Consider the following 23,729-nt stretch of genomic DNA (forward strand, 5'->3'; position numbering starts at 1 on the left):
CCGGCCTGCCTGGCCGGCAGGCCAAGCCGCGCGCTGCCGCATGGCGGCCACGGGATGACAACCCATCGGGCCGGATCTGTTTGCGTGCAGGCCGGCGTCATCATTCGGTCGTGGACGGACGTCCACTCCCTCACTCTTCCTTGGCCTGCGCGCAAACAGATTCCGGCGCGGGGTGTTTGAAGATCATGAACAGGCTCTAGACATGGCTGCTGCGAAAAAACGTGGATTGGGACGCGGGCTCGACGCCCTGCTCGGCGGCGATGGCGACGCCACGCCGTCGATGCTGGCGCAGGAAGGCGAGCTGCGCATGCTGCCGATCCAGCAGGTCCAGCCCGGCAAGTACCAGCCGCGGCGGCACTGGAACGACGAGGCGCTGGACGAACTGGCCGCCTCGATCAAGGCGCAGGGCCTGATCCAGCCGGTGGTGGTGCGCGAGCTGGGCAAGCACAGCTACGAGCTGATCGCCGGCGAGCGGCGCTGGCGCGCGGCCCAGCGCGCCCAGATGAGCGAGATCCCCGCGCTGATCAAGCAGGTCTCCGAGGCCGCCGTGCCGGCGATGGCGCTGATCGAGAACATCCAGCGCCAGGACCTCACCCCGCTGGAAGAGGCCGACGCGCTGAAGCGGCTGATCGACGACTTCGAGCTCACCCACCAGCAGGCCGCCGATGCAGTGGGGCGCTCGCGGGCATCGGTGTCGAACATGCTGCGGCTGACCGACATGCCCGAGGCGATCAGGCGCCTGCTTGACGAAGGCAAGCTGGAAATGGGCCACGCCCGTTGCCTGCTGACGCTGGAGGAGTCCATCGCCGTGCCGCTGGCGCGCCAGGCCTCGACGCTGGGCTGGTCGGTGCGCGAGCTGGAGGAAGCCGCCCGCCGCGCGCAGACCGCGCCCAAGGGCAAGGCCAGGCACGCGCCGGCACGCGACCCGAACATCAGCGCGCTGGAACGCGAGCTGGGCGAGCGCTTCGCCACCCGCGTCGAGCTGGCCCAGGGCAAGGGCGGCCGCGGCAAGCTGGTGATCCACTACCACAGCAACGACGAACTCGACGGCATCCTCGGCAAGATCCGCTGACCTTGGTGAAAGATGAAACGCTCCGGGCCGGTCTATCTGGCAGTGAGTTCCCGACAACGTCAATTCGAGGCGCTGACCCGCGCGCACGCCGGCGACCTGTACCGCTTCGCCTACTGGCTGTGCGGGCAGGACGCGCTGGCCCAGGACCTGGTGCAGGAGACCTTGCTGCGCGCGTGGAAAAGCCTCGATGCGCTGCGCGAGGCCGAGTCCGCCAAGCCGTGGCTGCTGACCATCCTGCGTCGCGAACACGCGCGCCTGCATGAGCGCAAGGCGCTGGATACCGTCGAGCTGGAAGACAACCTCGCCGAGGACGCCGCCTGGGCCAGCCCCGAGCGCCACGGCGATGCCGCCGAACTGCGTGAAGCCATGTCCCGATTGCCGCACAAATATCGCGAACCGCTGCTGCTGCAGGTGCTGGGCGGCATGAGCTGCGACGAGATCGCCGCCGAGCTGGACCAGCAGCCCGGCACAGTGATGACCCAGTTGTTCCGTGCCCGGCAGAAGCTGAAATCCATCCTGCAGGGCGGCCGCCCGGAGGCGCAGCATGGACTGCCTTGAGTTCCGCCGCCGCCTCGGCGCCGAGCCGCACTCGCGCGCGGCCGAGCTGCTCGCCCATCGCGACCGCTGCGCCGCGTGCGCCGCCGCGTGGGAGCGCGCCCAGGCCTTCGAGCGCGAACTGCACGCCGCGCTCGAGGTGTCCGTGCCCGAAGGCCTCGCCGAGCGCGTGCTGCTGGCCCAGGCCACCGGCGAGCGCCGCCAGCAGACCCGTCGCCGCCAGCTGGCGTTCGCACTGGCCGCCTCGCTGCTGCTCGCGCTCGGCCTCGGCGGCTACGGCTGGAAGCAGCTGGATGCGCGCTCGCTGCCGGCGCTTGCCGTCGCGCACATGCCCGACGAAATCCACTCGCTCGACCTCGTCCAGCCCATCGGCGCTCCGGCCATCGTCGACGGCTTCGCGGTGCGCGGCGTCAGCCTGCGCGGCCCCGCTCCCGCCGACGTCACCTATGTGCACGACTGCCCGGTCGGCCCCTACAAGACCGTGCACCTGGTCAGCCGCGTCGGCGGCACCCCGGTCGCCGTGCTCTACCTGCCGCACAAGCAGGTGGCGAAGGCCAGCGACTTCCAGCGCGACGGCTGGCATGGCCGCATCGTGCCGCTGCAACACGGCACCCTGGTGATGCTCACCGACCGTGGTGGCGCACGTCCGTTCGACGCGGTGGCGCGCCACTGGCGCGCGGCGATCGATGGAGAGGGCGGCGCGCAGACCGCGCAAGGCCGCGCGGTCAACAAGGCGCCGGGCCGGTTGGCACCCTGAGTCTTCCCGTCACCGGAACCGCCGGGTCACCACGGCGTCCAGCGAAATCCGCCCTGCTCCGAGCCCCACCAGGGCCAGCAGCATCAGCCCCCAGGCCTTGTGGTCGTTGAAGTCGCCGCCGATCAGGCCGGCCCAGAGGCCGTTCGGCCACAGCGCGGGATAGGAGACCACGGCGACGATGTTGTAGACGAACAGCACGGCGGCGACCATGCGGGTGCCGAGGCCGAAGGCGAGGAACCACGGCAGCACCAGCTCGGTCCAGGTGGCGAGCGTGGCGGCCAGCGCGGGGGCTAGCAGGGGCACCTGGTATTCGTTGTCGAACAGGTAGGCGGTACCGCTGGGGTCGTCCCACTTCACCGTGCCGGCGCGCCAGAACGCGAGCGCCACGAACACGCGGAACAGCAGCAGGGCAAGCGGGGTGAGCACCGCGAGTTGCGCGGTGAGGCGCGACCAGCGGGCGATGGCGACGGTGGTGTTCATGCGGGCGATTCCTCGGAAAGTGGATGACGGATCACGCGGCGAGCAGCGCGTGTTCGAGCAGGGGACGCAGCAGGGTTTCGGGCGGCGCCTGCGGGTCGATCAGCTGGGCGGCGGCGAGCGCCAGATCCAGCGATGATCCGTGCCGCAGCGCGGCCACGAACGCGGCCTGCGCGGGTGCGATGGCACGCATCGCCACCTGGCTGCCTTCGCGCCACAGCAGCACGGATTGCGGCGCGATGGGGTCGATGGCGTCGTGTTCCGGCGCCTGCGCACAACGCCACAGATCCAGCACCGCCCAGGCGCAGGACAGCACGCGCACGCAGGGCCGCAGCCGCGGCGGTTGCTCCGCGTCGGCCAGCGCGGCGACCAGGGCTGCCGCATCGGCGGGCGCGGCATCGGCGGCCAGCGCCACTTCCTGGCGCAGCCATTCCAGCCGTGCCACGTCACCCAGCCAGGGCCATGGCGCGGTTTCCGGTTGCGCTTCCACGAACGCGGCGAAGTCGGCGCCATGGTCCTGCAGGTTGCCGCTGCGGTTGCCGCGGTACGCAGCGTGGCGGGTGGCGAGGCCGTCGAAGCAGTCCTCGCCGAGCAGGCGCTGCAGCGCGGGAAAACTGGTGGCCAGCGCATCGACGTGGATCGCGAGGTTCGCGTTCCGATAGATGCGCAGGCGGGCGGCGGGCGCGATGCCGCGCGCGGCGATCCACGGTTCCAGCGCGGGTGCTGCGCCGTTCACGATGGCGCCGGCGAACGCGTGCTGCAGTTCACGCAGCGAGGGCGGTGACGACATCGAGATGCTCCGTGGCGAGCCGCGCCTCGTCCTCCAGCACGGCGAAATCGGGCAGGTGCTGGTCCCATTCGATCAGGCTCGGCCTGGCCCCGATGCGGGCCAGCGTGTAGCCATACAGCGCCCATACGGCCGCATCGACGCGCTGGTCGTGCGAGTCGATCAGCAGTTCGCCGCCCAGCCCGTGCTTGCGGGTGAAGCCGGCCAGGTGCAGTTCGCCCACCGCGTCGGCGGGGACGCCGTCGATGAAGCGTTGCGCGTCGAAGCCGTGGTTGACGCTGTTGACGTAGACGTTGTTGACGTCCAGCAGCAGGCCGCAGCCGCTGCGCGCGGCGAGTGCGGCAAGGAACTCCCACTCGCTCAAGGTCGAGTGGCTGAAATGGATGTAGCTGGAGACGTTCTCCACCAGCACGCGGCGGCCCAGCGCTTCCTGCAACTGGCCCACGCGCGCCACCATCAGATCCAGCGCTTCCTCGGTGTAGGGCAGCGGCAGCAGGTCGTTGTAGTGGCGCCCGCCGATGGCGCCCCAGCACACGTGCTCGGACACCAGCGCGGGCTCGGCGCGTTGCACCAGCGCGCGCAGCGCGGCGAGGTGGGCGGGATCGAGCGGATCGGCCGAGCCCAGCGACAGGCCCACGCCGTGCAGGCTCACCGGGTAGTCGCGGCGCAGCGCGTCGAACGCGTCCCACAAGGCGCCGCCGGCGCAGAACAGATTCTCACTGTGCAGCTCGAAGAACGGCACGGCGGGGCGGTGTTGCAGCACGTGCGCGACGTGCGCCGGCCGCAGCCCGATCCCGACACTCGTCGGGATCGGCTGCGCACGCACGGGGCGTGACGGGGGCACGGCTGTCAGCTCTTCTTCATCATGGCGTCGTGCGACATGGCAGCCTGCGCCTGCAGCGAACCGCCGTCGAGCTTGGCGCACAGGCCGGCGGGCACCGCCACGAAGGCCTGCGGATCGCGCGCCTTGCTGTCCTGGCCCGCGCAGGAATGACCCGGGGACTGGCAGTCGTTCTTCATCGCGGCGTTGACGCCGTAGCACTTCTGGGTGGCGCTGGCGGCCATCTTGTCGGCGGCGTGGGCGGTGCTGGCGGCGCCCAGCGCGCCGGCGGCGAGCAGGCTGAGCAGGGCGGAGCTGAGGATGGTCTGGGTTTGCATGGGTTTCTCCCGTGGATGCCGGACGATTCCGGCTGCGGTAGATGACCCGGTGGCCGCGGATTTCCTTACAACGGGTTTTGGGCCCGGTTTCGACGGTTCGAGCCGGCAGGCATTAAACTGCGCGTTCGCCGCCCTTCGCGGTGCCCGTTCTGCTGAAAGGCCCGCCCCATGCCGCAACTCTCCGTCGTCGTCCCCGTCTTCAACGAGCGTGACAACATCCCGCCGCTGCTGGCCGAGATCGCTGCCGCCCTGCGCGGGCAGGTCGACTACGAAGTCATCTACATCGATGACGATTCCAGCGACGACAGCCGCGCGGTGCTGGCGGCGCAGAAGGCGAGCCATCCGGAACTGCGGGTGCTGCACCACGTGACCCGCAGCGGCCAGAGCACGGCGGTGTGGAACGGCGTGCGCGCGGCGCAGTCGCCGTGGATCGCCACGCTGGACGGCGACGGCCAGAACGATCCGGCCGACATCCCGAAACTGCTGGCCGCCCGCGATGCGGCGTCGGCCGAAACGCGGCTGTTCGCCGGCTGGCGCACCACCCGCCGCGACAGTTTCAACAAGCGCATCTCCTCGAAGATCGCCAACGCGGTGCGCTCGCGCATGCTGCGCGATGCCACCCCGGACACGGGCTGCGGCCTGAAGCTGTTCGAGCGCGAGGTGTTCCTGCGCCTGCCCTACTTCGACCACATGCACCGCTACCTGCCGGCGCTGGTCAAGCGTGCCGGTTTCGCCGCCCAGAGCGTGCCGGTCGGCCATCGCCCGCGCACCGCCGGCGTGTCCAAGTACGGCATGCTGGACCGGCTGTGGGTCGGCCTGGCCGACCTGCGCGGCGTGGCCTGGCTGATGCGTCGCGGCAAGGTCACCCGGGTCGAGGAACTCTGATCCAGGTCACGTCGCCCGATCCGGAGGCTCGTATGCTGGGTGGGGTCCTTGGCTGATCCGGAGCATCGGGAGACTGCCCGTGAGCATTGCCGTCAAACGCGTCTACGAACCGGCTGCAGCAACCGATGGCTATCGCGTGCTGATCGATCGCCTGTGGCCGCGCGGCCTGAAGAAGGACGCGGTGCCGCTGGACCTGTGGGCGAAGGAACTGGCGCCGTCGACCGCGTTGCGCCGGTGGTTCGGGCACGATCCCGCGTTGTGGGACGGTTTCCGCCATCGCTACGCCAGTGAACTGGACAAGCTCGCCGAACACTGGCAACCGCTGGCGCAGCGCGCCAGCCGGCACAAGCTCACCCTGCTGTACGGCGCCCGCGACGAGGAACACAACAACGCGGTGGCGCTGAAGGCGTATCTGGAAAACTGGCTGCGCTCGCACGGGCCGCGCTGAGAGGTTGTGAGTTTCAACCTCTCAGGCCGGCCACGGATGGCCGGACATGAAGCGGTCACGCAAGTGATTGCTTCATGTGAGCACGTCCGGGCAGGTACCGGACGTGCGATAGAAGAAAACCACAGGAAGTGGTTTTCTTTACAGGCGCTGAGCCGCGACCTTCAGGCCTCGCGCTGCGGTGTGCCCGCCCGCGGCCAGCTGGCCAGCGTGGCGCGGGCCTGCAGGCGGCCCATCTCGATCAGCTCGCGCGCCCGGTAGAACTCGTAGGCGCTGGCGATGTTGCGCGGCAACTCGATCAGCAGATCCGGCTCGTAGGCGGCCAGGCGCAGCCGCGCCAGGTTGGCCTGCATCAGGTCCATCGATTGGGTCAGCAGGTCGAGCGTGCCCGGCACCGGCGGCTGGTTCTCGCCATGCGAAACCATCCGGCCGATGAAGTCGCCGATGCGCTGGCGATAACCGGCTTGCGCGTTAGTGTCGCGGACTGGCGGTTGCGGTGGCGTGGTGGTGACGGGCGCGCCGTCGACGCTGACGGCAATCGTGTAGTCGGCGTTCTCGCGGATCAGCGGAGTCACCGGCACCGGGTTGAGCAGGGCGCCGTCGACCAGCCGGCGCCCGTCGATCAGGTGCGGACGAAACACGGTGGGGATGGCGATCGAGGCACGGATCGCGTCGAACAGGCAGCCGCGGCTGAGCCAGACTTCGCGGCCCCGCTCGATGTCGGTGGCCACCGCGGTGAAGGCCAGCGGCAGCTCCTCGATCTGCACGTCGCCGATCAGCCCGCGCATCGTCTCGATGATCTTCTCGCCCTTGATCAGCCCGCCGCCGGTGAAGGTCCAGTCGACCAGCCTGAGCACGTCGAACTTGGCCAGCGCGCAGACCCAGTCGCGATAGACCTCCAGCTTGCCGCTGGCATGGATGCCGCCGATCAGGGCGCCCATCGAGGTGCCGGCGATCGCCACGATCCGGTAACCCTGCGCCTCGATTTCCTCGATCACGCCGATATGCGCCAGCCCCTTGGCGCCGCCGGCTCCCAGGGCCAGCGCCACCGTCGGCCCGGGTGGCGCGGCGGGCAGTTGCGGCGTGGTCGAGGGCGGTCCGGGCTGATGTGCTTTCATGGCGGGCATTCAATCACGAAATGCAGGCGCTGCCGTTGGCAGGCTGCATCACCGCGAGCGACGGTGGCGGCGGCTGGTTAGTATGACCGGGCTGCGGCACCCGGCCGGCGGCAACGAACACGGAATCACGCATGGCTTCTTCATCATCCATTCCTGACCGAAAGCCCTGCCGCGTGCGCGGGCCGGGGTCTGCCGCGTGAGCTGGCAGGCCTGGGCGACCGTGGCGGTGATCGCGCTGGCGATGGCGCTGTTCGCCAGCGAGAAGCTGCGCATCGATCTGGTCGCCCTGCTGGTGCTGGCGACCCTGGTGATCCTCGGCATCGTCACGCCGGTGGAAGCGCTGAGCGGCTTCAGCAACGAGGCCACGGTGACGGTGGCGGCGATGTTCGCGCTGAGCCTGGGCATCGAACGTTCCGGTGCGCTGGAACCGCTGAGCCGCTGGCTGATCCGGATCAGGCGTCCCTGGCTGCTGACCCTGGCGCTGATGCTGGCGATCGCGCCGCTGGGCGCCTTCGTCAAGAACATCGCCCTGGTCGCCACCTTCCTGCCGCTGGCGCTGCGCGTGTGCCAGCGCACGCATACGCCGCCAGGCCGCGTGCTGATGCCGATGGCGTACGCCGCGCAGATGGGCGGCGTGTGCACGCTGATCGGCACCTCGTCCAACCTGCTGGCCGACACGCTGGCGCAGAAGCACGGCATGCCGGCGTTCGGCGTGTTCGAGTTCACCCGCATGGGGGTGATCCTCGCCGTGGTCGGCATCCTCTATCTGATGCTGGTCGGGCGCTGGCTGCTGCCGCGCCACATCGATGCGGAGATGCCGGAGCAGGAAGACATCGGCAAATACGTCACCGAGCTGGAAGTGACCGAACAGTCGTCGCTGGTTGGCGGCAGCATCGCCGATGCGAAGCTGGGCGAGCGCTACGGCGTCTACCCGCTGGAGTTGTTGCGGGGCGAAAAGCGCATGTGGTCGCCGCGCAGCCAGGAGATCGCCGTGGGCGACGTGCTGCTGGTGCGCGGCGACTGGGAAAAGATCGAGGAATTCCAGCGTCGCACCGGCCTGCGCAACGCACCGGACCGGCGTTATGCCAAGGGCGACGACCGCTCGCGCGTGATGGTGGAGCTGATGGTGGCACCGGCCAGCCCGATGGAAAGCCGGCGGCTCGACGAGACCGGCCTGAACTGGCGCTATGACGCGGTCGCCCTGGCCATCCACCGGCGTGGCCAGCTGTTGCGCGACAAGCTCAGCGACGTCAGCCTGGCGGTGGGTGACGTGCTGCTGGTGCTGGTGGACGACGACGCCCTGTCGAACCTGCGCAACGACGAGGCCTTCATCGTGCTGAGCGAGCGCGAGGAAACGCATCGCACGCCACGCAAGGCGTTCTACGCGGCGGCCATCATGGCCGGCGTGGTGGTGGCCTCGGGCCTGCACTGGCTGCCGATTCCGATCGCCGCGATCTGCGGCGCCATCGCCATGGCGATCACCGGCTGCTTCGGCCGCAAGGACGTCTACGAAGGCATCGACTGGAAGATCATCATCCTGCTTGGCGCGATCCTGCCGCTGGGCATCGCGATCGAGCGCAGCGGCCTGTCGCAGGAACTGGTGCAGATGGGCCTGGGCGTGGTCGGCGAGCACGGCCCGCTGGCCGCCCTGCTGATGGTCTACCTGCTCACCGCCCTGCTCACCGAACTGATGGGACACAATCCCTCGGTGGTGCTGATGGTGGGCATCGCGGTGTCGGTCGCCCATGCGATGAAGGTGGACCCGCGGCCATTCGTGGTGGCCGTCGCCTTCGCCGCGGCCACCTCGTTCGCCACGCCCGTCGGCTATCCCACCAACACCATGGTCTACTACGCCGGCGGTTATCGCTTCACCGACTTCATGAAGGTGGGCATCCCGCTGATCGCCATCTTCTGCGCGTTGTCGATGTGGCTGATACCGCAGTTCTGGCCGTTTTAATAGAGCTAAAGCGCATTTCGCGTTTGCTCCCTCTCCCTCCGGGAGAGGGTTGGGGAGAGGGTGCCCCCCGCCTGGAACCAGCATCGAAGCCGACTTCGATCAAGTTTCGTCGTACACCGGCCCTCACCTCAATCCTCTCCCCCGAGGGGGAGAGGAGGCGAACGTGCCGTGCGGGAGTCGCCACATCGTGCATTCGGGAGGGGCGAGCGTCGCTGAGGAGTGGTAGTGCCAGTCATGGCTGGGCGTATCCGCCCAATGCCAGCTGCAGCAGGATCTTCATCTCCTCGCGCAGCGACATGGGCGCCACGATCTCCGCATCCGGACCGTACTTGAGCACGTCCATCAGCAGCTCTTTCGAGTTGGAATAGGGCAGCTTCAGTTCATAGCGGCCGTCGGGCAGCCATTCGCCCTTTTGCTGCGAGTGCCAGTGTTCGTCGGCGACCCAGCGCGCGGCGTGCGACGAGAAGCGGATGGTGGCCCAGGCCTTGGGCTTGCCCGCGAAGATGCCGTAGCTGGAGGCGAGCAATTCGTTGAGGTCGCTGTCGGGGACGTCGATGGCGGCGCTGTCCAGCGCGTGCGCCTCGGCCATCCGGTCGACGGCGAAGCTGCGCAGCGCCTCGCGGTCGTGATCCCACACGTCCAGATACCAGTTGTCGCGATAGTGAGTCAGCCGCTGCGGCGACACGGTGCGGCGGCTGTCGGCATTGGTGGTGCGCGCGCGGTAGCGGAAGCGCAGCTGCTGTCGCTGCAGCACCGCACCGGCTACCGTGCGGAACACCTGCTGGTCGAGCTTGCGCTCGCCCCAGGGAATTACCCTGATCCGCTCGATCGGCAACGCCTTGCCGTTGTCGTGGTTGGAAAGCAGGCCCTCGATGCGCGACTTGAACGGCGCCAGCGCGCCGGCCAGCACGCCGGGGCCGGAGCGGCCGATCAGCTCGTTCAGCGCCAGCAGGGCGGCCAGCTCGTCGGAGGTCAGCCACAGGCCGGGCAGTTCGAACTTCTCGCCTTCGCCCTGCTCGTAACGGAACGCGGCGGCCTGGTCGTTGCCACCGCTCTCGATCGGCGCGCGCAATGCGTCGCGCAGGAAGGCCACGTCGCGATACAGGGTGGCGCGCGAACATTCCAGTTCGTCGAGCAGGCGCGGCAGCGGTATCGGATAGTGCGCCGACTTCAGCAGCCGGTGCAGGGTCAGTATGCGTTCGTAGCGATCCATGGGTCGTCGGCGTTTCGTCGATGGCAGGCCTTGTGTAGCATGGAGGCGGCCTGCGTTGCTCACAAGTCGCCGCCGGCATGGTCGAAACCAGCATCGGATGCCTCATGTCGCCCAGCCGCGAATTGCCGACAGACGTCACCAGCACGCACGACCCCGCCCTTGCCGGGACGACCCGATCCAGTTACGCCGAGATCCTGCTGCGCGTGCTGGCGGTCAGCGGCTACGGCTTGTGGATCTGGCTGGGCATGGGCCTGACCCTGGGCATGAACCAGATCGGCAACGGCGCGATGCAGATGCCGCTGGTGCTGGGCACCGCACTGGTGTGCGCGGGACTGGCCCTGGGCGGCTTGCGTCTTTCGGCGAACACCGCGTGGTACGGCGGGCCGCCGGCGGAACGACGCTGGCCCAAGCGGGCGGCGTGGATGGCGCTGGCCTGCTTCCTGCCCGTGCTGTTGCTGCTGGTGCTGGGGGACGGGCACGGACACGTGTTGTCGATGCGCATGGCCGGGGTGGCGTTGCTGCTGTGCAGCCTGGTCAGCCTGGTGCACAGCGCGTACCGCTTTCGCAGCCAGCTTTCGCCCGACCTGCAGCGGATGTCCTCCTCCCTGCCGGTCAGCCGGCTGGTCACCGCCTGGTACGGCGGCGGCTTGTGGCTGTGGCTGTGCGTGATGATGCAGGGCGGGCCAGGCCCCGAGCACGGCGCCTATCCGTGGATTCTGCTGTTGCTGGCGCTGGCCTTGCTGCTGGGCCTGCTCGAAGGCATGCGCTGGCAGTCACTGGCGCCGGCCCAGGGCAGCGACCATGACCTGTACGTCCAGCACCTGTCGTTGCCCCGCATCGCCGCCGCGCTGCTGATCTACGTGCTGCCCTGCGCGGCCCTGCTGTTCACCGACCGATTCGGCGGCGGGCTGCTGGCGTCCGCCCTGGCCGTTCCCAGTTGCCTGCTCGGCAAGATGATCGAGCAGCATGTCTATGAAACGGCTCTGGCGCGGGGGCTCCCCGCCGGCGGGATGAATCCGTTCCCGTGATTTTCCGGAACGTTCATTGGCAGTTCAAACCGCCACGTTAAGGTAGCGGCCTTACCATCTTTTAACAAATGGATCGCCCCGATGAAAAAGACCCTGATCGCCGGCCTGCTGCTGGCCGCCTTCGCGAGCTTCGCCGTCCAGGCCCAGGATACCGACACCCAGGCCGCCAACGGCGGCTGGAGTGGCTCGGGCGAATTCGGTTTCGCCTCGTCCACCGGCAATTCGCGCTCGGAGAACATCAACGCCAAGCTCGGCCTGAGCCAGGAAAACGAGCAGTGGAAGAACAACTTCTTCGTCGACGCGCTGCGCTCGAAGAGCCAGCAGACCCTGGTCGACACCGACGGCAACACGATCAAGCAGTTCAACACCACCGCCAACCGCTATGACGGCGGCGCCTCGGTCGGCCTCAAGCTCGATCCGCGCAGCTACATCGTGGGCGCCGCGCGCTACGAGCACGACGATTTCGGCGCCAATCTGTGGCAGGGCATCGTCTCGCTGGGTTATGGCTACATCGCGCTGAAGGACGGCCGCAACGAGCTGTCGTTCGAAATCGGTCCCGGTTACAAGCGCTACCGCCCGGCCGACGTGGACGTGGTGGTCGACGGCGCGGTGGTGCACCAGCAGCAGCCAACCGAGAGCGAAATGGTCGGCCGCGGCCTGATCAACTACAAGTTCAAGCTCACCGAGAACACCGCGTTCGAGGATACCTTCCTGATGGAAGCGGGCTCCAAGAACACCTACCTGCAGAACGACGCGGGCCTCGCCGTCAGCATGACCAGGAAGCTGGCGCTGAAGGTGGGTTTCCAGCTCCGCCACAACAGCGACGTGCTGCCGGGAACCAAGAAGACCGACACGCTGACCACGACGAACCTGGTTTACAGCTTCTGAGGAAAGAGCGGGAACAGGGAGCGGGAAACGGGGAACGGGAAGAGCGCGAAGCGCAGAGTCCCCGTTCCCGCTTCTACCCCAGCAGCTCGCCCGCGCCCTGCGCCAGCAGGGCTTCGGCCACCTGCCGACCCAGTGCCTCCGCCTGCTCGCCGGGGCTGGCGGCTTCGGCATGCAGCAGGCGGCCACTGTTCGCGTCGCCGACCAGTCCGCGCAGGTGCAGGCCGTGTTCGCCGAGCATGCACCACGCACCCACCGGCACCGTGCAGCTGCCGCCCAACGCGTGATTCATCGCGCGCTCGGCGGTGACGGTGAGGCGGGTGTCGGCGTCGTCCAGCGCGGCCAGCAAGGCGAGTACGGCCGGCTGGTCAGCGCGTGCCTCGATCGCGATCGCCGCCTGGCCCGGTGCCGGCAGCCAGTCCGGCGCGGCCAGTCGCGAACGGATGCGCGCGGCCAGGCCCAGTCGTTCCAGTCCGGCGCACGCCAGCACGATCGCGTCGTAGTCGCCGGCATCCAGCTTGCCCAGTCGCGTGCCCACGTTGCCGCGCAGATCCAGCAGCCGAAGATCCGGCCGCAACGCTCGCAATTGCGCCTGCCGGCGCAGCGAGGAGGTGCCCACCCGGGCGCCCTGCGGCAGTGACGCCAGCTCGGCGTGGTCGTTGCTGACGAAGGCATCCGCCGCGTCCGCACGGGGCAGGATCGCCGGCAGCACGAAGCCGGGTTCCAGCTCCGCCGGCACGTCCTTCAGGGAATGCACGGCCAGATCCGCGCGGCCTTCCAGCATCGCCACTTCCAGTTCCTTCAGGAACAGTCCCTTGCCGCCGATCGTGGCCAGCGGCTTGTCCAGGATCTCGTCGCCGCGCGTGCTCATCGGCACCAGTTCGACGAGCAGCCCCGGGTGCGCCACGCGCAGCAGGGCCGCCACGTGCTCGGCCTGCCACAGCGCGAGCGCGCTCTTGCGGGTGGCGATGCGCAGGGTGGAAGGATTCATCGGGGCTCCGCGAGGTTCAACGAGCGCTCATTGTCGCGTAGTTTCCGCGCCGCGGCGCAACGGCGAATTGGCGCAGGCGGCTGCAAAACCGCGATGGACCGGGCTAGGATGGGGAAAACCTCGGGAGCAGATCATGCAAAGCGGCAATCCGGCGCTCAACAAGAACACCTTCCTCGACGCCGCCAGCGGCGCCGTGGTTACCCGCAGCGACGACGCCATGACGATCAATGGCACGGTCAACAAGACCGGGCTGCTGCTGTTGCTGGTGCTGGTGGGCGCATTCGTCAGCTGGAGCCGTTTCAGCGGTCCGGACAGCCTGCCCACGATCATGCCGCTGGTGCTCGGCGGCTGCATCGGCGGCCTGGTGCTGGGCCTGGTGACCGTGTTCAAGAAGACCTGGGCGCCTTCACCGCGCCGCTGTACGCGGTGGCCGAGGGCCTGTTCATCGGCGCGCTGTCGGCGATCTTCGAGATGCGCTATCCGGGCATCGTGATCCAGGCGGTGGGGCTGACCTTCGGCACCATGGCGGCGATGCTGCTGGCCTACCGCAGCGGGCTGATCCGCGCCACCGAGAAGTTCAAGCTCGGCGTGGTCGCCGCCACCGGCGGCATCTTGCTGCTGTACCTGGCCAACTTCGCGATGGGTTTCTTCGGTCATTCGATGGGCTTCATCAATGGCAGCAGCATGCTGGGCATCGGCTTCAGCGCCGTGGTGGTGGTGATCGCCGCGCTGAACCTGATCCTCGACTTCGACCTGATCGAAACCGGCGCCCAGTCCGGCGCACCGAAGTACATGGAGTGGTACGGCGCGTTTGCACTGGTGGTGACCCTGGTCTGGCTGTACCTGGAACTGCTGCGCCTGCTGTCGAAACTGCAGTCGCGCAACTGAGCATCGGAAACAGCGAGGCCGGCGGATCGCTGCGATCCGCCGGCCTCTTCGTGTCCGCGGGACTATTTGCCCAGCAGCGCCTTCGCCCGCTGCACCACGTTGTCGACGGTGAAGCCGAACTCCTGCAACAGCTTTTCCGCCGGCGCGGAGGCGCCGAAGTGGTCGATGCCGAGCACGTCACCGCGCGCGCCCACGTAGCGCAGCCAGCCTTGGGTGGCGCCCATTTCCACGGCCAGCCGGGCCGCGACGCCGGCGGGCAGCACCTGCTCGCGGTAATCCGGCGACTGCGCGTCGAACAATTCCCAGCTGGGCATCGACACGCAGCGCGTGGCGACGCCGTCGGCTTCGAGCTTGTCCGCCGCGTCGAGGATCAGGCCGACTTCCGAGCCGCTGGCGATCAGGATCAGCGCGGCCTGCCCGCTGCTGGCCTCGCGCAACACATAGGCGCCCTTGCGCAGGCCTTCGGCGCCAGCATGGCGCTGGCGATCCAGCGTCGGCACTTTCTGCCGGGTCAGCGCCAGCGCCACCGGATGCTTCTTCGAGCTCACCGCGACGCGCCAGGCCTCGGCCGTCTCGTTGGCGTCGGCGGGACGGATCACGGTGAGGTTGGGGATCGCCCGCAGGCTGGCCAGTTGTTCGATCGGCTGGTGGGTGGGGCCGTCCTCGCCCAGCGCCACGCTGTCGTGGGTGAACACGTGCACCACGTGCAGGCCCATCAGCGCGGCCAGCCGGATCGACGGGCGCATGTAGTCGGAGAAGATCAGGAAGGTGGCGTCGAACGGGATGAAGCCGCCGTGCGCGGCCAGGCCGTTGCCGATCGCGGCCATCGCGTGTTCGCGCACGCCGTAGTGGAAGTTGCGGCCGGCGCGGCTCCAGCCGCCGCCGTCGGAGCCTTCGGTGTCTTCGCCCGGGACGACGGCCGGGTTGAAGTCGCCCAGGCCCTTCAGCGCGGTGAAGGTGGACGGATCGAGGTCGGCCGAACCGCCGCACAGCGCCGGTAGTTTCTTCGCGAACGCGTTCATCACCTGGCCGCCGGCCACGCGGGTGGCCAGGCCTTTCGGGTCGGCGGGGAACTGCGGGATGTCCGCGTCCCAGCCCAGCGGCAGCTCGCCGCCGAGGCGCGCGCGCAAATCCCTGGCCAGCTCGGGGAAGGCCGCCGCGTAGGCGCTCATCCGCTCGTCCCAGTCCGACTGCGCCTTCGCGCCACGCTCGAGCGCCTCGCGCATGTGCGCCAGCGCTGGCTCGGGCACCAGGAAGTCCGGTTCCACCGGCCAGCCCAGGTTCGCCTTGGTCTTCTTCACGTCCTCCACGCCCAGCGGCGAGCCGTGCGCCTTGTAGCTGTCCTGCTCGGGCGAGCCGTAGCCGATGTGCGTGCGCACCAGGATCAGCGACGGCCGGCTGGTGTCCTCGCGGGCGGCGCGCAGGGCGGCGTGGATCGCGTCCACGTCATTGCCGTCGTCGACATGGATGGTCTGCCAGCCATACGCGTCGAAGCGAGCGCCCCGATCCTCCGTGAACGTCATGTCGGTGCCGGCCGAGAGCGTCACGTAGTTGTCGTCGTACAGGCAGATCAGCTTGCCCAGCTTGAGATGGCCGGCCAGCGACGCGGCCTCGCTGGCCACGCCTTCCATCAGGTCGCCGTCGCTGACGATGGCGTAGGTGTGGTGGTCGATGATGCGGTGGCCGTCGCGGTTGTAGGTTGCCGCCAGCTGCGCCTCGCCCAGCGCCATGCCCACCGCATTGGCCAGGCCTTGGCCGAGCGGCCCGGTGGTGACTTCGACGCCGGGCGTATGGCCGTACTCGGGATGGCCGGGCGTCTTGCTGCCCCACTGGCGGAACTGCCTGATGTCGTCCAGCGACACGTCGTAGCCGCTGGCGAACAGCAGGCTGTACAGCAGTGCCGAGCCGTGGCCGGCGGAGAGCACGAAACGGTCGCGATCGGCCCAGTGTGGATCGGCCGGGTGGAACTTCATGTGCCGCGTCCACAGCACATAGGCCATCGGCGCCGCGCCCAGCGGCAGCCCGGGGTGGCCGCTGTCGGCCTTCTGCACCATGTCCACCGACAGGAAGCGAAGCATGTTGATGCATTGCTGGTCGAGGTCGTGGGACATGATGTTCTCCAGTGTGGGGGAATGGTGCGAGGCAACCACCGTCATCCCCGCGAAAGCGGGGATCCAGTGCCTCTCCCTGTCGGCGGCCTTGAGGTCACTGGATTCCCGCCTTCGCGGGAATGACGTCGCCCAGAAGACCCAAGCCCACGATCAGGCGAGCGCGGCGTCGACGATCTTCTGTGCCTCGTCGAGCAGGCTCTTGAGGTGTTCTTCGCTCTTGAAGCTTTCCGCGTAGATCTTGTAGATCGCTTCGGTGCCGGACGGCCGGGCGGCGAACCAGCCGTTGGCAGCGACCGCCTTGATGCCGCCGATCGCCGCGCCGTTGCCCGGCGCCTTGTCCAGTACCTGTTCGATCTTCTCGCCGGCGAGCTGATCGCTCTTCAGCTGGTCGGGCGACAGCTTCGACAGCTTTGCCTTCTGCGCGGGCGTGGCCGCCGCCTCGAGGCGGTTCGCGTACGGCCGGCCCAGCTCGCCGGTGAGCCGGTCAAACAGTTCGCCCGGATCGCGGCCTTCGCGGGCGGTGATCTCGGCGGACAACAGCGCGGGCACCAGGCCGTCCTTGTCGGTGGTCCACACCGAACCGTCGTGGCGCAGCAGCGAGGCGCCCGCGCTTTCCTCGCAGCCGAAGCCAAGCGCGCCGTCGAACAGTCCTTCGGAGAACCACTTGAAGCCCACCGGCACTTCATACAACTTGCGCCCCAGCCGCTTCACCACGCGGTCGATCAGCGCGGTGGTGACCACGGTCTTGCCCACGGCGGCGCGGTCGCCCCATTGCGGGCGGTTCCGGTACAGGTAGTCGATCAGCACCGACAGGTAATGGTTCGGCTCCATCAGGCCGCTGGAGCGGGTGACCACGCCGTGGCGGTCATGGTCGGTGTCGCAGGCGAACGCCACGTCGTACTGGTCCTTCAGCCCGATCAGCCGCTGCATCGCGTACTTCGACGACGGGTCCATGCGGATCTTGCCGTCCCAGTCCACGCTCATGAAGGCGAACTGCGGATCGACCACCTCGCTGACCACGGTGAGGTCGAGCTTGTAACGCTCGGCGATCGGCGCCCAGTAATGCACGCCGGCGCCACCCAGCGGATCGACGCCCATGTGCACGCCGGCGCTGCGGATGACGTCGAAGTCGATGATGCCGGCGAGGTCGGCGACGTAGCTGTGGAGGTAGTCGTGCTCGCGCGTGGTGCTTGCCTTGCGCGCCTGGGCGAACGGCATGCGCCTGACGTCCTCAAGCCCGCCCTCGATCAGCGCGTTGGCGCGGTTCTCCACCCACTTGGTGATGTCGGTGTCGGCCGGACCGCCGTTGGTGGGGTTGTACTTGAAGCCGCCGTTGTCGGGCGGGTTGTGCGAAGGCGTGATCACGATGCCGTCGGCCAGGCCCGTGGCGCGACCACGGTTGTAGACCAGGATCGCGTGCGAGACCGCCGGCGTGGGGGTGAACTCGCCGCCGCTGGAAACCATCACGTCCACGCCGTTCGCCGCCAGCACTTCCAGCGCGCTCTCGAACGCCGGCTGCGACAGCGCATGGGTGTCCGCGCCGATGAACAGCGGGCCATCGATGCCCCTGGACTTGCGGTACTCGCAGATCGCCTGGCTGATCGCCAGGATGTGCCACTCGTTGAAACTGCCGTCGAGCGAGCTGCCCCGATGCCCCGAGGTGCCGAACGCCACGCGCTGCGCGGGCACCGACGGATCGGGTCGGGTGTCGGCGTAGGCGGCGAGCAGTTTCGCCACGTCGACCAGGATCGACTGCGGTGCCGGCTTGCCGGCGAGGGGGCTGATCTTCTGGCTCATGGGTTCTCTGGAGTGAGGCGACGGGTGGGCGTACTTCTGGCAGGAGCGCACGCTGTCCGAAGAGAGTCTCTCGCGGACAGCGTGCGCTCCCGTACCGTCAGGGATGACCGTCGCGCAGCTGGCGGTAGCGACGGATCAGGGTATTGGTGGAGCTGTCGTGATCCAGTGAGGGCTCGTCCTTCGCGATCAGTTCGGCGATGGTGGCCTTGGCCAGCTGCTTGCCCAGCTCCACGCCCCACTGGTCGAACGAATCGATGTCCCAGATCACGCCCTGCACGAACACGCTGTGCTCGTACAGCGCGATCAGCGTGCCCAGGCTGTGCGGTGTCAGCCTGCTTGCGAGGATCGTGCTGCTGGGGCGATTGCCCTCGAACGTGCGATGCGCCACCAGGGCCTCGGCGGTGCCTTCGGCGCGCACTTCGTCGGCGGTCTTGCCGAACGCCAGCGCCTCGCCCTGGGCGATCAGGTTGGCCATCAGCAGGTCGTGCTGGTCGCCGCCGCCTTGGGCGGGGATCGGGTTCAGCGTCTGGCCGAACCCGATGAAGTCGCACGGCACGATGTGGGTGCCCTGGTGGATCAGCTGGTAGAACGAATGCTGGCCGTTGGTGCCCGGCTCGCCCCAGTAGATCGGTCCGGTGGCGTAGTCGATGGCCGCGCCGTCCAGCGTCACGTGCTTGCCGTTGCTCTCCATCGTCAGCTGCTGCAGGTAGGCGGGAAAGCGCTTCAGGTATTGCTCGTACGGCAGCACCGCCACCGTGGCGGCGCCCAGGAAGTTGGCGTTCCAGACGCCCAGCAGGCCCATGATCGCCGGCAGGTTGTGCTGCAGCGGGGTGTGCCGGAAATGCTCGTCCATCGCGTGGAAGCCGGCCAGCATCTCGCGGAAACCGTGCGCGCCGATCGCCAGCATGGTGGACAGGCCGATCGCCGAATCCATCGAGTAGCGCCCGCCGACCCAGTCCCAGAAGCCGAACATGTTGGCGGTGTCGATGCCGAACTTCGCCACGCCTTCGGCGTTGGTGGAGACCGCCACGAAGTGCTTCGCCACCGCGCTTTCCTCGCCCAGCGCCGCCACGCTCCAGGCGCGCGCCGCGTGCGCGTTGGTCAGGGTTTCCAGTGTGGTGAAGGTCTTCGAGCAGACGATGAACAGCGTCTCGGCCGGGTCCAGGTCGCGCACCGCTTCGGCGAAGTCGGTGCCGTCGACGTTGGAGACGAAGCGGAACGTCATGTCGCGCCGGCTGTAATCGCGCAGCGCTTCATACGCCATCACCGGGCCCAGGTCCGAGCCGCCGATGCCGATGCTGATCACGTTGCGGATCGGCTTGCCGCTGTGGCCCTTCCACGCGCCGCTGCGCACCTGCTCGGAGAACGCGGCCATGCGGTCGAGCACGGCATGCACGTCCGCCACCACGTCGTGGCCGTCGACCAGGATCTTCTCGCCGCGCGGCGCGCGCAGCGCCGCGTGCAGCACGGCGCGATCCTCGGTGGTGTTGATCCTGCGGCCGCTGAACATCGCCTCGATGCGTTGCGGCAGCTGGCGGGCGCCGGCCAGTTCGCACAGCAGGCGCAGCGTGTCGGCGTCCACGCGCTGCTTGGAATAGTCGAGGTACAAGCCCACCGCCTCGACGGCCAGCGCCTCGCCGCGTTTCGGATCAGCCCCGAACAGCTCCCGCAGGTGCTTTCCGCCGATGTCCCGGAAATGCCGCTGCAAGGCCTGCCATTGCGGCAGGCCGGTCAAGGTGGCATGGCTCATTTCAGCACGGCCCCGTCGGACTTCCCGGCCAGCTGGCGGGCCTTCTCGGCGATGCCGTCGAGCAGGTGGTGCCACGACTTGACGAAGGCCTCGGCGCCTTCGCGCTGCAGCGTGAGTGCCAGCTGGTCGATGTCCACGCCGGCCGCGCTGATGCGCGCGAGCACCGCGTCGGCGTCGCCGCCGTCCACGTCCATCACGCCATGCAGCTCGCCGTGGTCGGCGAAGGCATGCAGGGTCTTCTCCGGCATCGTGTTGATCGTTTCCGGCGCGGCGAAGGCGCTGATATACAGCGTGTCGGATGCGTCGGGATCCTTGGTGCCGGTGCTGGCCCACAGCAGCCGCTGCGGCATCGCGCCGGCGTCGGCCAGCTTCTGCCAGCGCGCCGAGGCCAGCATCTGCCGATAGGCGCGGTAGGTCTGCTGGCCCACCGCGATGCCCAGCTTGTTGTGCAGCTCGTCGGGCAGCTGCTTGTTGCTGGCCACGTCCCAGCGGCTGATGAACAGCGAGGCGACCGAGCCCACCCTGGGGTCCAGCCCGGCCTGCAGGCGGCGCTCGATGCCGCGCATGTAGGCCTCGCTGACGGCTTCGTACTGGGCGCAGGAGAACAGCAGGGTCACGTTGATCGGAATGCCCAGGAAGATCGCTTCCTCGATCGCCGGCACGCCCTCGGGCGTGCCGGGAATCTTCACGAACAGGTTGTCCCGCCGTCCCTTGTGGTGGATGTGGCGGGCGGCGGCGATCGAGCCGGCGGTGTCGGCGGCCAGCAGCGGCGAGACTTCCATCGAGACCCAGCCATCCACGTGGCCGGTCGACTCGAACACCGGCTGGAACAGGTCGGCCGCGCGGCGCAGGTCTTCCAGCGCCAGCTCGGTGAACAGCGCCTCGCCCTGCATGCCCATCAGCGACTTGGCGTGGATGCCCGCGTCGTAGGCATCGCCGCCGCTGATTGCCGCGTCGAAGATGCTGGGATTGGAGGTCAGTCCGGTGATCGAATCCTCTTCGATGTAGCGCGCCAGCGTGCCGTCATCGAGCAGGGTGCGGGTGATGTTGTCCAGCCACAGGCTCTGGCCGAGGTCGTGCAGTTGGCGGGTCGCTTTCATGCTTGCTCCATGTCGCTTCACAACGGGTTTCGGGGGGAGGTTCCATCAGCTGCCAGGGCGATGACCGGAGCCGCCGGCAGAAAGTCGTCAAGCTTACGCCCGCGCAGATCGCCGATGCGAGCGATCGTGATGTCCGGCGCGGGGTCGATCGCTTCGGCCGCGGCCGCGTAATGCCCCTGGCGCACGAACACGGTGGTCAGCCGGTGGCCCATCCGCTGCTTCATGGCGGCCAGGATCTGCGGCTTGTCGTCCACCATCACGTAGTGCGCGGCGGGGTAGCGCTGCTGCATCGCCACCAGCATCTGCTGCTTGTGCACGTACACCAGCACCTCGCCCCGCAGCGCCTGCCACAGGCCGGCGCGCTGGATCTTGCGCGGCTGGAACACCACGTCGCCGTCGGACAGGATCACCGTGGTGCCCAGCGTGCGCAGGTGCGCCACGGTGTCCAGCGCATGCGGATAGAGCCGGGTGGCGAACGGGTATTCCAGCAGGTAGTTCGACATCTGCAGCAGCGAGGGTTCGTTGTCCAGCCCGCTGCGGAAACGCTGCAGCGCGCCCAGGTAGTCGGCCACGCCGCCGATCTGGCGCAGCTCCTCGTAGATCGCCCAGTAACGTTCGCGCTCGGCCTCGCCGAAGGCCGCCTCCAGGGTGTCGCTGAGGTCGCGGCCGAAGCGGTCGTTGTCGAGCAGGGTGTTGTCCACGTCGAGCAGGAACACCACGGCGGCGGATTCGGAGGTGCGGTCGGTCAACATGGCGTGCTCTGCTCCGGTCGGGTGTCGTGCCAGCCCTCATCATCGCTGACGATCGCGGCTGCCGCCTCCGGGCCCCAGCTGCCCGGCTCATAGAACGCCACCGGCCCCTCATGGGCCAGCACCTGGTCGACCACCGCCCACGCCGCCTCGACGCATTCGTCGCTGGTGAACAGCCCGTTGTCGCCGCGGATCGCATCGCCCAGCAGGCGCTCGTACGGCGACTTCTCCGGTCCGGAATCGTGCCGCGCCACCAGCTCCACCGCCTCGCCCCGCATCTCCTCGCCCGGCTTCTTCACCCGCATGCCTTCGGCGATCACCACCTCCGGGCTGAGCCGGAAGCGGAAGTAGTTCGACTGCGGCGCGCCGATCGGGTCGAACACCGACAGCGGCGGCGTTTTCATGTCCACCAGCACCTGGGTGGTGGTCAGCGGCAACCGCTTGCCGGCGCGGATGTAGAACGGCACGCCGGCCCAGCGCCAGGTGTCGATGTGCAGGCACAGCGCCACGAAGGTCTCCACGTTGGAGTCCGCCGCCACGCCCTCCACCTGCCGGTAGCCGTTGAACTGGCCACGCACCACCTCGGCCGGGTCCAGCGGACGCATCGCCCGGAACAGCCGCAGCTTCTCCGCGCGCAGGGCTTCGGGGTCGTTGCCGATCGGTGCATCCATCGCCAGCAGCGAGGTCACCTGGAGCAGGTGGTTCTGCAGCACGTCGCGGATTGCGCCCACGCCCTCGTAGAAGCCGCCGCGGCCGTCCACGCCGAACTCCTCGGCCATGGTGATCTGCACGCGGTCGACATAACGGTTGTTCCACACCGGCTCCAGCACGGTGTTGGCAAAACGGAAATACAGCAGGTTCTGCACCGGCTCCTTGCCCAGGTAATGATCGATGCGGAAGATCGCCGACTCCGGAAACACCTGGTGCAGGGTCCGGTTGAGCGCGCGGGCCGAGGCCAGGTCGCGGCCGAACGGCTTCTCCACCACGATCCGCGCATCGTCGGCGCAACCGGCCTGCTTGAGCCCCTTCGCCACTACCCCGAACAGGCTGGGCGGAATGGCCAGATAGTGCAGCGGCCGCTTCGCCTCGCCCAGCGCCTGCTTCAGGGCGGTGAACGTTGCCGCGTCGTTGTAGTCGCCATCGACATAACGCAGGCACGCCGACAGCTTCTTGAACGCGGCCTCGTCCAGCTCGCCGCCGTCATGTTTCGCCGCCTCGACCAGGCTGTCGTGGGCGCGCTGCCGCAGCTGCCCCACGTCCCAGCCCGAATGCGCCACGCCGATGATCGGCAGATCCAGCCCGTCGCGCGTCATCATCGCCAGCAGGGCGGGAAAGATCTTCTTGTAGGCCAGGTCACCGGTGGCGCCGAAAAAGACCAGGGCGTCCGAACGAGGGGTCGGCATGAGGCGAATTTCTCCATGAGGGGGCGCAGCATCCCGGGCCTCGGGCGGTACGCGTGACAACGGTGCTGGCGCGTTGATGCATCACCTTCGCACCGGAGACCCAATCTACCTGCAAAGCCTGCACGTCAACAGGTTAAGTCGATGCATAAGATGCGCACCCAACCGGTCGACGCCGCCGCAGGAACTTGCACCCCTGAAAAGTCTTCCGGCATGGGTTGGCGAGAGTCGCGGCGGAGAGCTGTGCGAACTGCTCGACGGGTTGCGCGCCCACTGGGCGCGTCTGCGCGAGGCCGTCGACGCGTGCAGCGCACGTCGCCGACCATGCGCGAGGATGCGCGCTGCCAGCGGCTGAGCCACCCGATCGGCGTGGGGCCGATCACCGCCGATGCCGCCGTGGCCACGGTGACCCAGGCGAGCGAGATCAAGAACGCCGGCAGATGGCGGCCTGGGCTTGGTACCCACCCAACATTCCAGCGGTGGGCATGCGCGATTGGGCGGCATCAGCTGTCGCGGCGACGCCTGCGTACGCTGCTGTCCAGGGGGGGCGCAGCAGCCTGCAACGGGCCAAGGCGGTCGCCACCGAAAAGGCCACGCCCGAACAAC

The 23,729-nt window shown here is 68.5% G+C and carries 23 protein-coding genes and 1 pseudogene; 10 read left to right on the forward strand and 14 right to left on the reverse strand.

What is annotated here, in order from left to right; all coding sequences use genetic code 11:
• The first annotated feature begins 202 nt into the window (after positions 1–202).
• Genes UU7_RS15475 through UU7_RS17490 form a run of 3 tightly spaced genes read left to right on the forward strand, consistent with a single transcriptional unit; the run spans position 203 to position 2,384 of the window.
• Positions 203–1,072, forward strand: a complete 870-nt coding sequence (locus UU7_RS15475; protein ID WP_040673564.1) for a ParB/RepB/Spo0J family partition protein — start codon at positions 203–205, stop codon at positions 1,070–1,072.
• Positions 1,073–1,084: 12 nt separating this feature from the next.
• Positions 1,085–1,630 carry a sigma-70 family RNA polymerase sigma factor gene (locus UU7_RS15480; RefSeq protein WP_007809921.1) on the forward strand — a complete coding sequence of 182 codons (546 nt, stop codon included), beginning with the start codon at positions 1,085–1,087 and terminating at the stop codon, positions 1,628–1,630.
• The gene (locus tag UU7_RS17490) at positions 1,617–2,384 is read left to right on the forward strand and encodes a DUF3379 family protein (RefSeq protein ID WP_007809923.1); all 768 of its coding nucleotides are present in this window, start codon (positions 1,617–1,619) and stop codon (positions 2,382–2,384) included. The genes UU7_RS15480 and UU7_RS17490 overlap by 14 nt, the downstream gene beginning before the upstream one ends.
• A gap of 9 nt (positions 2,385–2,393) precedes the next feature.
• Here the strand turns inward: UU7_RS17490 and UU7_RS15490 are convergent, their stop codons facing one another.
• Genes UU7_RS15490 through bufA1 form a run of 4 tightly spaced genes read right to left on the reverse strand, consistent with a single transcriptional unit; the run spans position 2,394 to position 4,806 of the window.
• Positions 2,394–2,864: a DoxX family protein gene (locus UU7_RS15490; RefSeq protein WP_007809925.1), complete on the reverse strand. Its 471-nt coding sequence runs from the start codon at positions 2,862–2,864 to the stop codon at positions 2,394–2,396.
• A gap of 31 nt (positions 2,865–2,895) precedes the next feature.
• Entirely contained in the window at positions 2,896–3,651 is a 756-nt protein-coding gene (locus tag UU7_RS15495) for an HvfC/BufC N-terminal domain-containing protein (RefSeq protein WP_007809926.1), read from the reverse strand.
• Positions 3,626–4,492 (reverse strand): MNIO family bufferin maturase, encoded by an 867-nt coding sequence (gene bufB, locus UU7_RS15500; protein WP_238530967.1) that lies wholly within the window; start codon positions 4,490–4,492, stop codon positions 3,626–3,628. Before bufB ends, UU7_RS15495 begins: the two co-directional genes overlap by 26 nt.
• A gap of 5 nt (positions 4,493–4,497) precedes the next feature.
• Positions 4,498–4,806, reverse strand: a complete 309-nt coding sequence (gene bufA1, locus UU7_RS15505; protein ID WP_007809930.1) for a BufA1 family periplasmic bufferin-type metallophore — start codon at positions 4,804–4,806, stop codon at positions 4,498–4,500.
• 168 nt (positions 4,807–4,974) lie between these two features.
• Between bufA1 and UU7_RS15510 the strand changes: the two genes are divergently transcribed.
• Both UU7_RS15510 and UU7_RS15515 read left to right on the forward strand, forming a co-directional pair.
• The gene (locus UU7_RS15510) at positions 4,975–5,691 is read left to right on the forward strand and encodes a glycosyltransferase (RefSeq protein ID WP_007809932.1); all 717 of its coding nucleotides are present in this window, start codon (positions 4,975–4,977) and stop codon (positions 5,689–5,691) included.
• Between the two features lie 79 nt (positions 5,692–5,770).
• The gene (locus UU7_RS15515; protein ID WP_007809934.1) at positions 5,771–6,139 is read left to right on the forward strand and encodes a DUF488 domain-containing protein; all 369 of its coding nucleotides are present in this window, start codon (positions 5,771–5,773) and stop codon (positions 6,137–6,139) included.
• A gap of 161 nt (positions 6,140–6,300) precedes the next feature.
• On the opposite strand, the gene UU7_RS15520 is transcribed toward UU7_RS15515, so the two are convergent.
• Complete coding sequence (locus UU7_RS15520; RefSeq protein ID WP_007809935.1) at positions 6,301–7,254, reverse strand: patatin-like phospholipase family protein; 954 nt, start codon at positions 7,252–7,254, stop codon at positions 6,301–6,303.
• A gap of 13 nt (positions 7,255–7,267) precedes the next feature.
• Positions 7,268–7,405, reverse strand: a complete 138-nt coding sequence (locus UU7_RS18690) for a hypothetical protein (protein ID WP_162098655.1) — start codon at positions 7,403–7,405, stop codon at positions 7,268–7,270.
• 45 nt (positions 7,406–7,450) lie between these two features.
• Here UU7_RS18690 and UU7_RS15525 point away from each other — a divergent pair, with 45 nt between their 5' ends.
• Entirely contained in the window at positions 7,451–9,211 is a 1,761-nt protein-coding gene (locus tag UU7_RS15525; protein WP_007809937.1) for an SLC13 family permease, read from the forward strand.
• Positions 9,212–9,443: 232 nt separating this feature from the next.
• Here the strand turns inward: UU7_RS15525 and UU7_RS15530 are convergent, their stop codons facing one another.
• Positions 9,444–10,424 (reverse strand): helix-turn-helix transcriptional regulator, encoded by a 981-nt coding sequence (locus UU7_RS15530; protein WP_007809939.1) that lies wholly within the window; start codon positions 10,422–10,424, stop codon positions 9,444–9,446.
• Positions 10,425–10,528: 104 nt separating this feature from the next.
• Between UU7_RS15530 and UU7_RS15535 the strand changes: the two genes are divergently transcribed.
• Together UU7_RS15535 and UU7_RS15540 are read left to right on the forward strand one after the other, a co-directional pair.
• Complete coding sequence (locus UU7_RS15535; protein WP_040673586.1) at positions 10,529–11,452, forward strand: hypothetical protein; 924 nt, start codon at positions 10,529–10,531, stop codon at positions 11,450–11,452.
• Between the two features lie 81 nt (positions 11,453–11,533).
• A complete protein-coding gene (locus UU7_RS15540; protein WP_007809943.1) occupies positions 11,534–12,340 on the forward strand; it encodes a DUF481 domain-containing protein in 807 nt (268 codons plus the stop codon).
• 73 nt (positions 12,341–12,413) lie between these two features.
• On the opposite strand, the gene hemC is transcribed toward UU7_RS15540, so the two are convergent.
• Positions 12,414–13,328 carry a hydroxymethylbilane synthase gene (gene hemC, locus UU7_RS15545; protein ID WP_007809945.1) on the reverse strand — a complete coding sequence of 305 codons (915 nt, stop codon included), beginning with the start codon at positions 13,326–13,328 and terminating at the stop codon, positions 12,414–12,416.
• A 133-nt stretch (positions 13,329–13,461) separates the two neighbouring features.
• Here hemC and UU7_RS15550 point away from each other — a divergent pair.
• A pseudogene (locus tag UU7_RS15550) lies at positions 13,462–14,216 on the forward strand (Bax inhibitor-1/YccA family protein).
• A gap of 62 nt (positions 14,217–14,278) precedes the next feature.
• On the opposite strand, the gene tkt reads toward UU7_RS15550, so the two are convergent.
• The 6 genes from tkt to zwf all read right to left on the reverse strand — a co-directional run bounded on the left by tkt (position 14,279) and on the right by zwf (position 23,126).
• The gene (gene tkt / locus UU7_RS15555) at positions 14,279–16,327 is read right to left on the reverse strand and encodes a transketolase (protein WP_040673588.1); all 2,049 of its coding nucleotides are present in this window, start codon (positions 16,325–16,327) and stop codon (positions 14,279–14,281) included.
• A 150-nt stretch (positions 16,328–16,477) separates the two neighbouring features.
• Positions 16,478–18,124: a phosphoglucomutase (alpha-D-glucose-1,6-bisphosphate-dependent) gene (gene pgm / locus UU7_RS15560; RefSeq protein ID WP_007809949.1), complete on the reverse strand. Its 1,647-nt coding sequence runs from the start codon at positions 18,122–18,124 to the stop codon at positions 16,478–16,480.
• A 97-nt stretch (positions 18,125–18,221) separates the two neighbouring features.
• The gene (pgi, locus tag UU7_RS15565) at positions 18,222–19,874 is read right to left on the reverse strand and encodes a glucose-6-phosphate isomerase (protein ID WP_007809951.1); all 1,653 of its coding nucleotides are present in this window, start codon (positions 19,872–19,874) and stop codon (positions 18,222–18,224) included.
• Positions 19,871–20,974 carry a transaldolase gene (gene tal / locus UU7_RS15570; protein WP_007809953.1) on the reverse strand — a complete coding sequence of 368 codons (1,104 nt, stop codon included), beginning with the start codon at positions 20,972–20,974 and terminating at the stop codon, positions 19,871–19,873. Before tal ends, pgi begins: the two co-directional genes overlap by 4 nt.
• 17 nt (positions 20,975–20,991) lie before the next feature.
• On the reverse strand, positions 20,992–21,726 hold the full coding sequence (locus UU7_RS15575; RefSeq protein ID WP_007809955.1) for an HAD family hydrolase: 735 nt from the start codon (positions 21,724–21,726) through the stop codon (positions 20,992–20,994).
• Positions 21,720–23,126: a glucose-6-phosphate dehydrogenase gene (gene zwf, locus UU7_RS15580; RefSeq protein WP_007809957.1), complete on the reverse strand. Its 1,407-nt coding sequence runs from the start codon at positions 23,124–23,126 to the stop codon at positions 21,720–21,722. The genes UU7_RS15575 and zwf overlap by 7 nt, the downstream gene beginning before the upstream one ends.
• A gap of 451 nt (positions 23,127–23,577) precedes the next feature.
• Between zwf and UU7_RS19180 the strand changes: the two genes are divergently transcribed.
• Positions 23,578–23,729, forward strand: a 152-nt coding sequence (locus tag UU7_RS19180) for an IS110 family transposase (RefSeq protein WP_162098656.1), incomplete at its 3' end; no start/stop codon positions are given.

The organism is Rhodanobacter spathiphylli B39 (assembly GCF_000264295.1).
Classification (GTDB): Bacteria; Pseudomonadota; Gammaproteobacteria; order Xanthomonadales; family Rhodanobacteraceae; genus Rhodanobacter; species Rhodanobacter spathiphylli.

Coding starts and splice junctions, on each gene's coding strand:
- UU7_RS15475 (WP_040673564.1), top strand. CDS start 203: ATGGCTGCTGCGAAAAAACGTGGATTGGGACGCGGGCTCGACGCCCTG.
- UU7_RS15480 (WP_007809921.1), top strand. CDS start 1,085: ATGAAACGCTCCGGGCCGGTCTATCTGGCAGTGAGTTCCCGACAACGT.
- UU7_RS17490 (WP_007809923.1), top strand. CDS start 1,617: ATGGACTGCCTTGAGTTCCGCCGCCGCCTCGGCGCCGAGCCGCACTCG.
- UU7_RS15490 (WP_007809925.1), bottom strand. CDS start 2,864: ATGAACACCACCGTCGCCATCGCCCGCTGGTCGCGCCTCACCGCGCAA.
- UU7_RS15495 (WP_007809926.1), bottom strand. CDS start 3,651: ATGTCGTCACCGCCCTCGCTGCGTGAACTGCAGCACGCGTTCGCCGGC.
- bufA1 (WP_007809930.1), bottom strand. CDS start 4,806: ATGCAAACCCAGACCATCCTCAGCTCCGCCCTGCTCAGCCTGCTCGCC.
- UU7_RS15510 (WP_007809932.1), top strand. CDS start 4,975: ATGCCGCAACTCTCCGTCGTCGTCCCCGTCTTCAACGAGCGTGACAAC.
- UU7_RS15520 (WP_007809935.1), bottom strand. CDS start 7,254: ATGAAAGCACATCAGCCCGGACCGCCCTCGACCACGCCGCAACTGCCC.
- UU7_RS18690 (WP_162098655.1), bottom strand. CDS start 7,405: ATGGATGATGAAGAAGCCATGCGTGATTCCGTGTTCGTTGCCGCCGGC.
- UU7_RS15530 (WP_007809939.1), bottom strand. CDS start 10,424: ATGGATCGCTACGAACGCATACTGACCCTGCACCGGCTGCTGAAGTCG.
- UU7_RS15535 (WP_040673586.1), top strand. CDS start 10,529: ATGTCGCCCAGCCGCGAATTGCCGACAGACGTCACCAGCACGCACGAC.
- UU7_RS15540 (WP_007809943.1), top strand. CDS start 11,534: ATGAAAAAGACCCTGATCGCCGGCCTGCTGCTGGCCGCCTTCGCGAGC.
- hemC (WP_007809945.1), bottom strand. CDS start 13,328: ATGAATCCTTCCACCCTGCGCATCGCCACCCGCAAGAGCGCGCTCGCG.
- tkt (WP_040673588.1), bottom strand. CDS start 16,327: ATGTCCCACGACCTCGACCAGCAATGCATCAACATGCTTCGCTTCCTG.
- pgm (WP_007809949.1), bottom strand. CDS start 18,124: ATGAGCCAGAAGATCAGCCCCCTCGCCGGCAAGCCGGCACCGCAGTCG.
- pgi (WP_007809951.1), bottom strand. CDS start 19,874: ATGAGCCATGCCACCTTGACCGGCCTGCCGCAATGGCAGGCCTTGCAG.
- tal (WP_007809953.1), bottom strand. CDS start 20,974: ATGAAAGCGACCCGCCAACTGCACGACCTCGGCCAGAGCCTGTGGCTG.
- UU7_RS15575 (WP_007809955.1), bottom strand. CDS start 21,726: ATGTTGACCGACCGCACCTCCGAATCCGCCGCCGTGGTGTTCCTGCTC.
- zwf (WP_007809957.1), bottom strand. CDS start 23,126: ATGCCGACCCCTCGTTCGGACGCCCTGGTCTTTTTCGGCGCCACCGGT.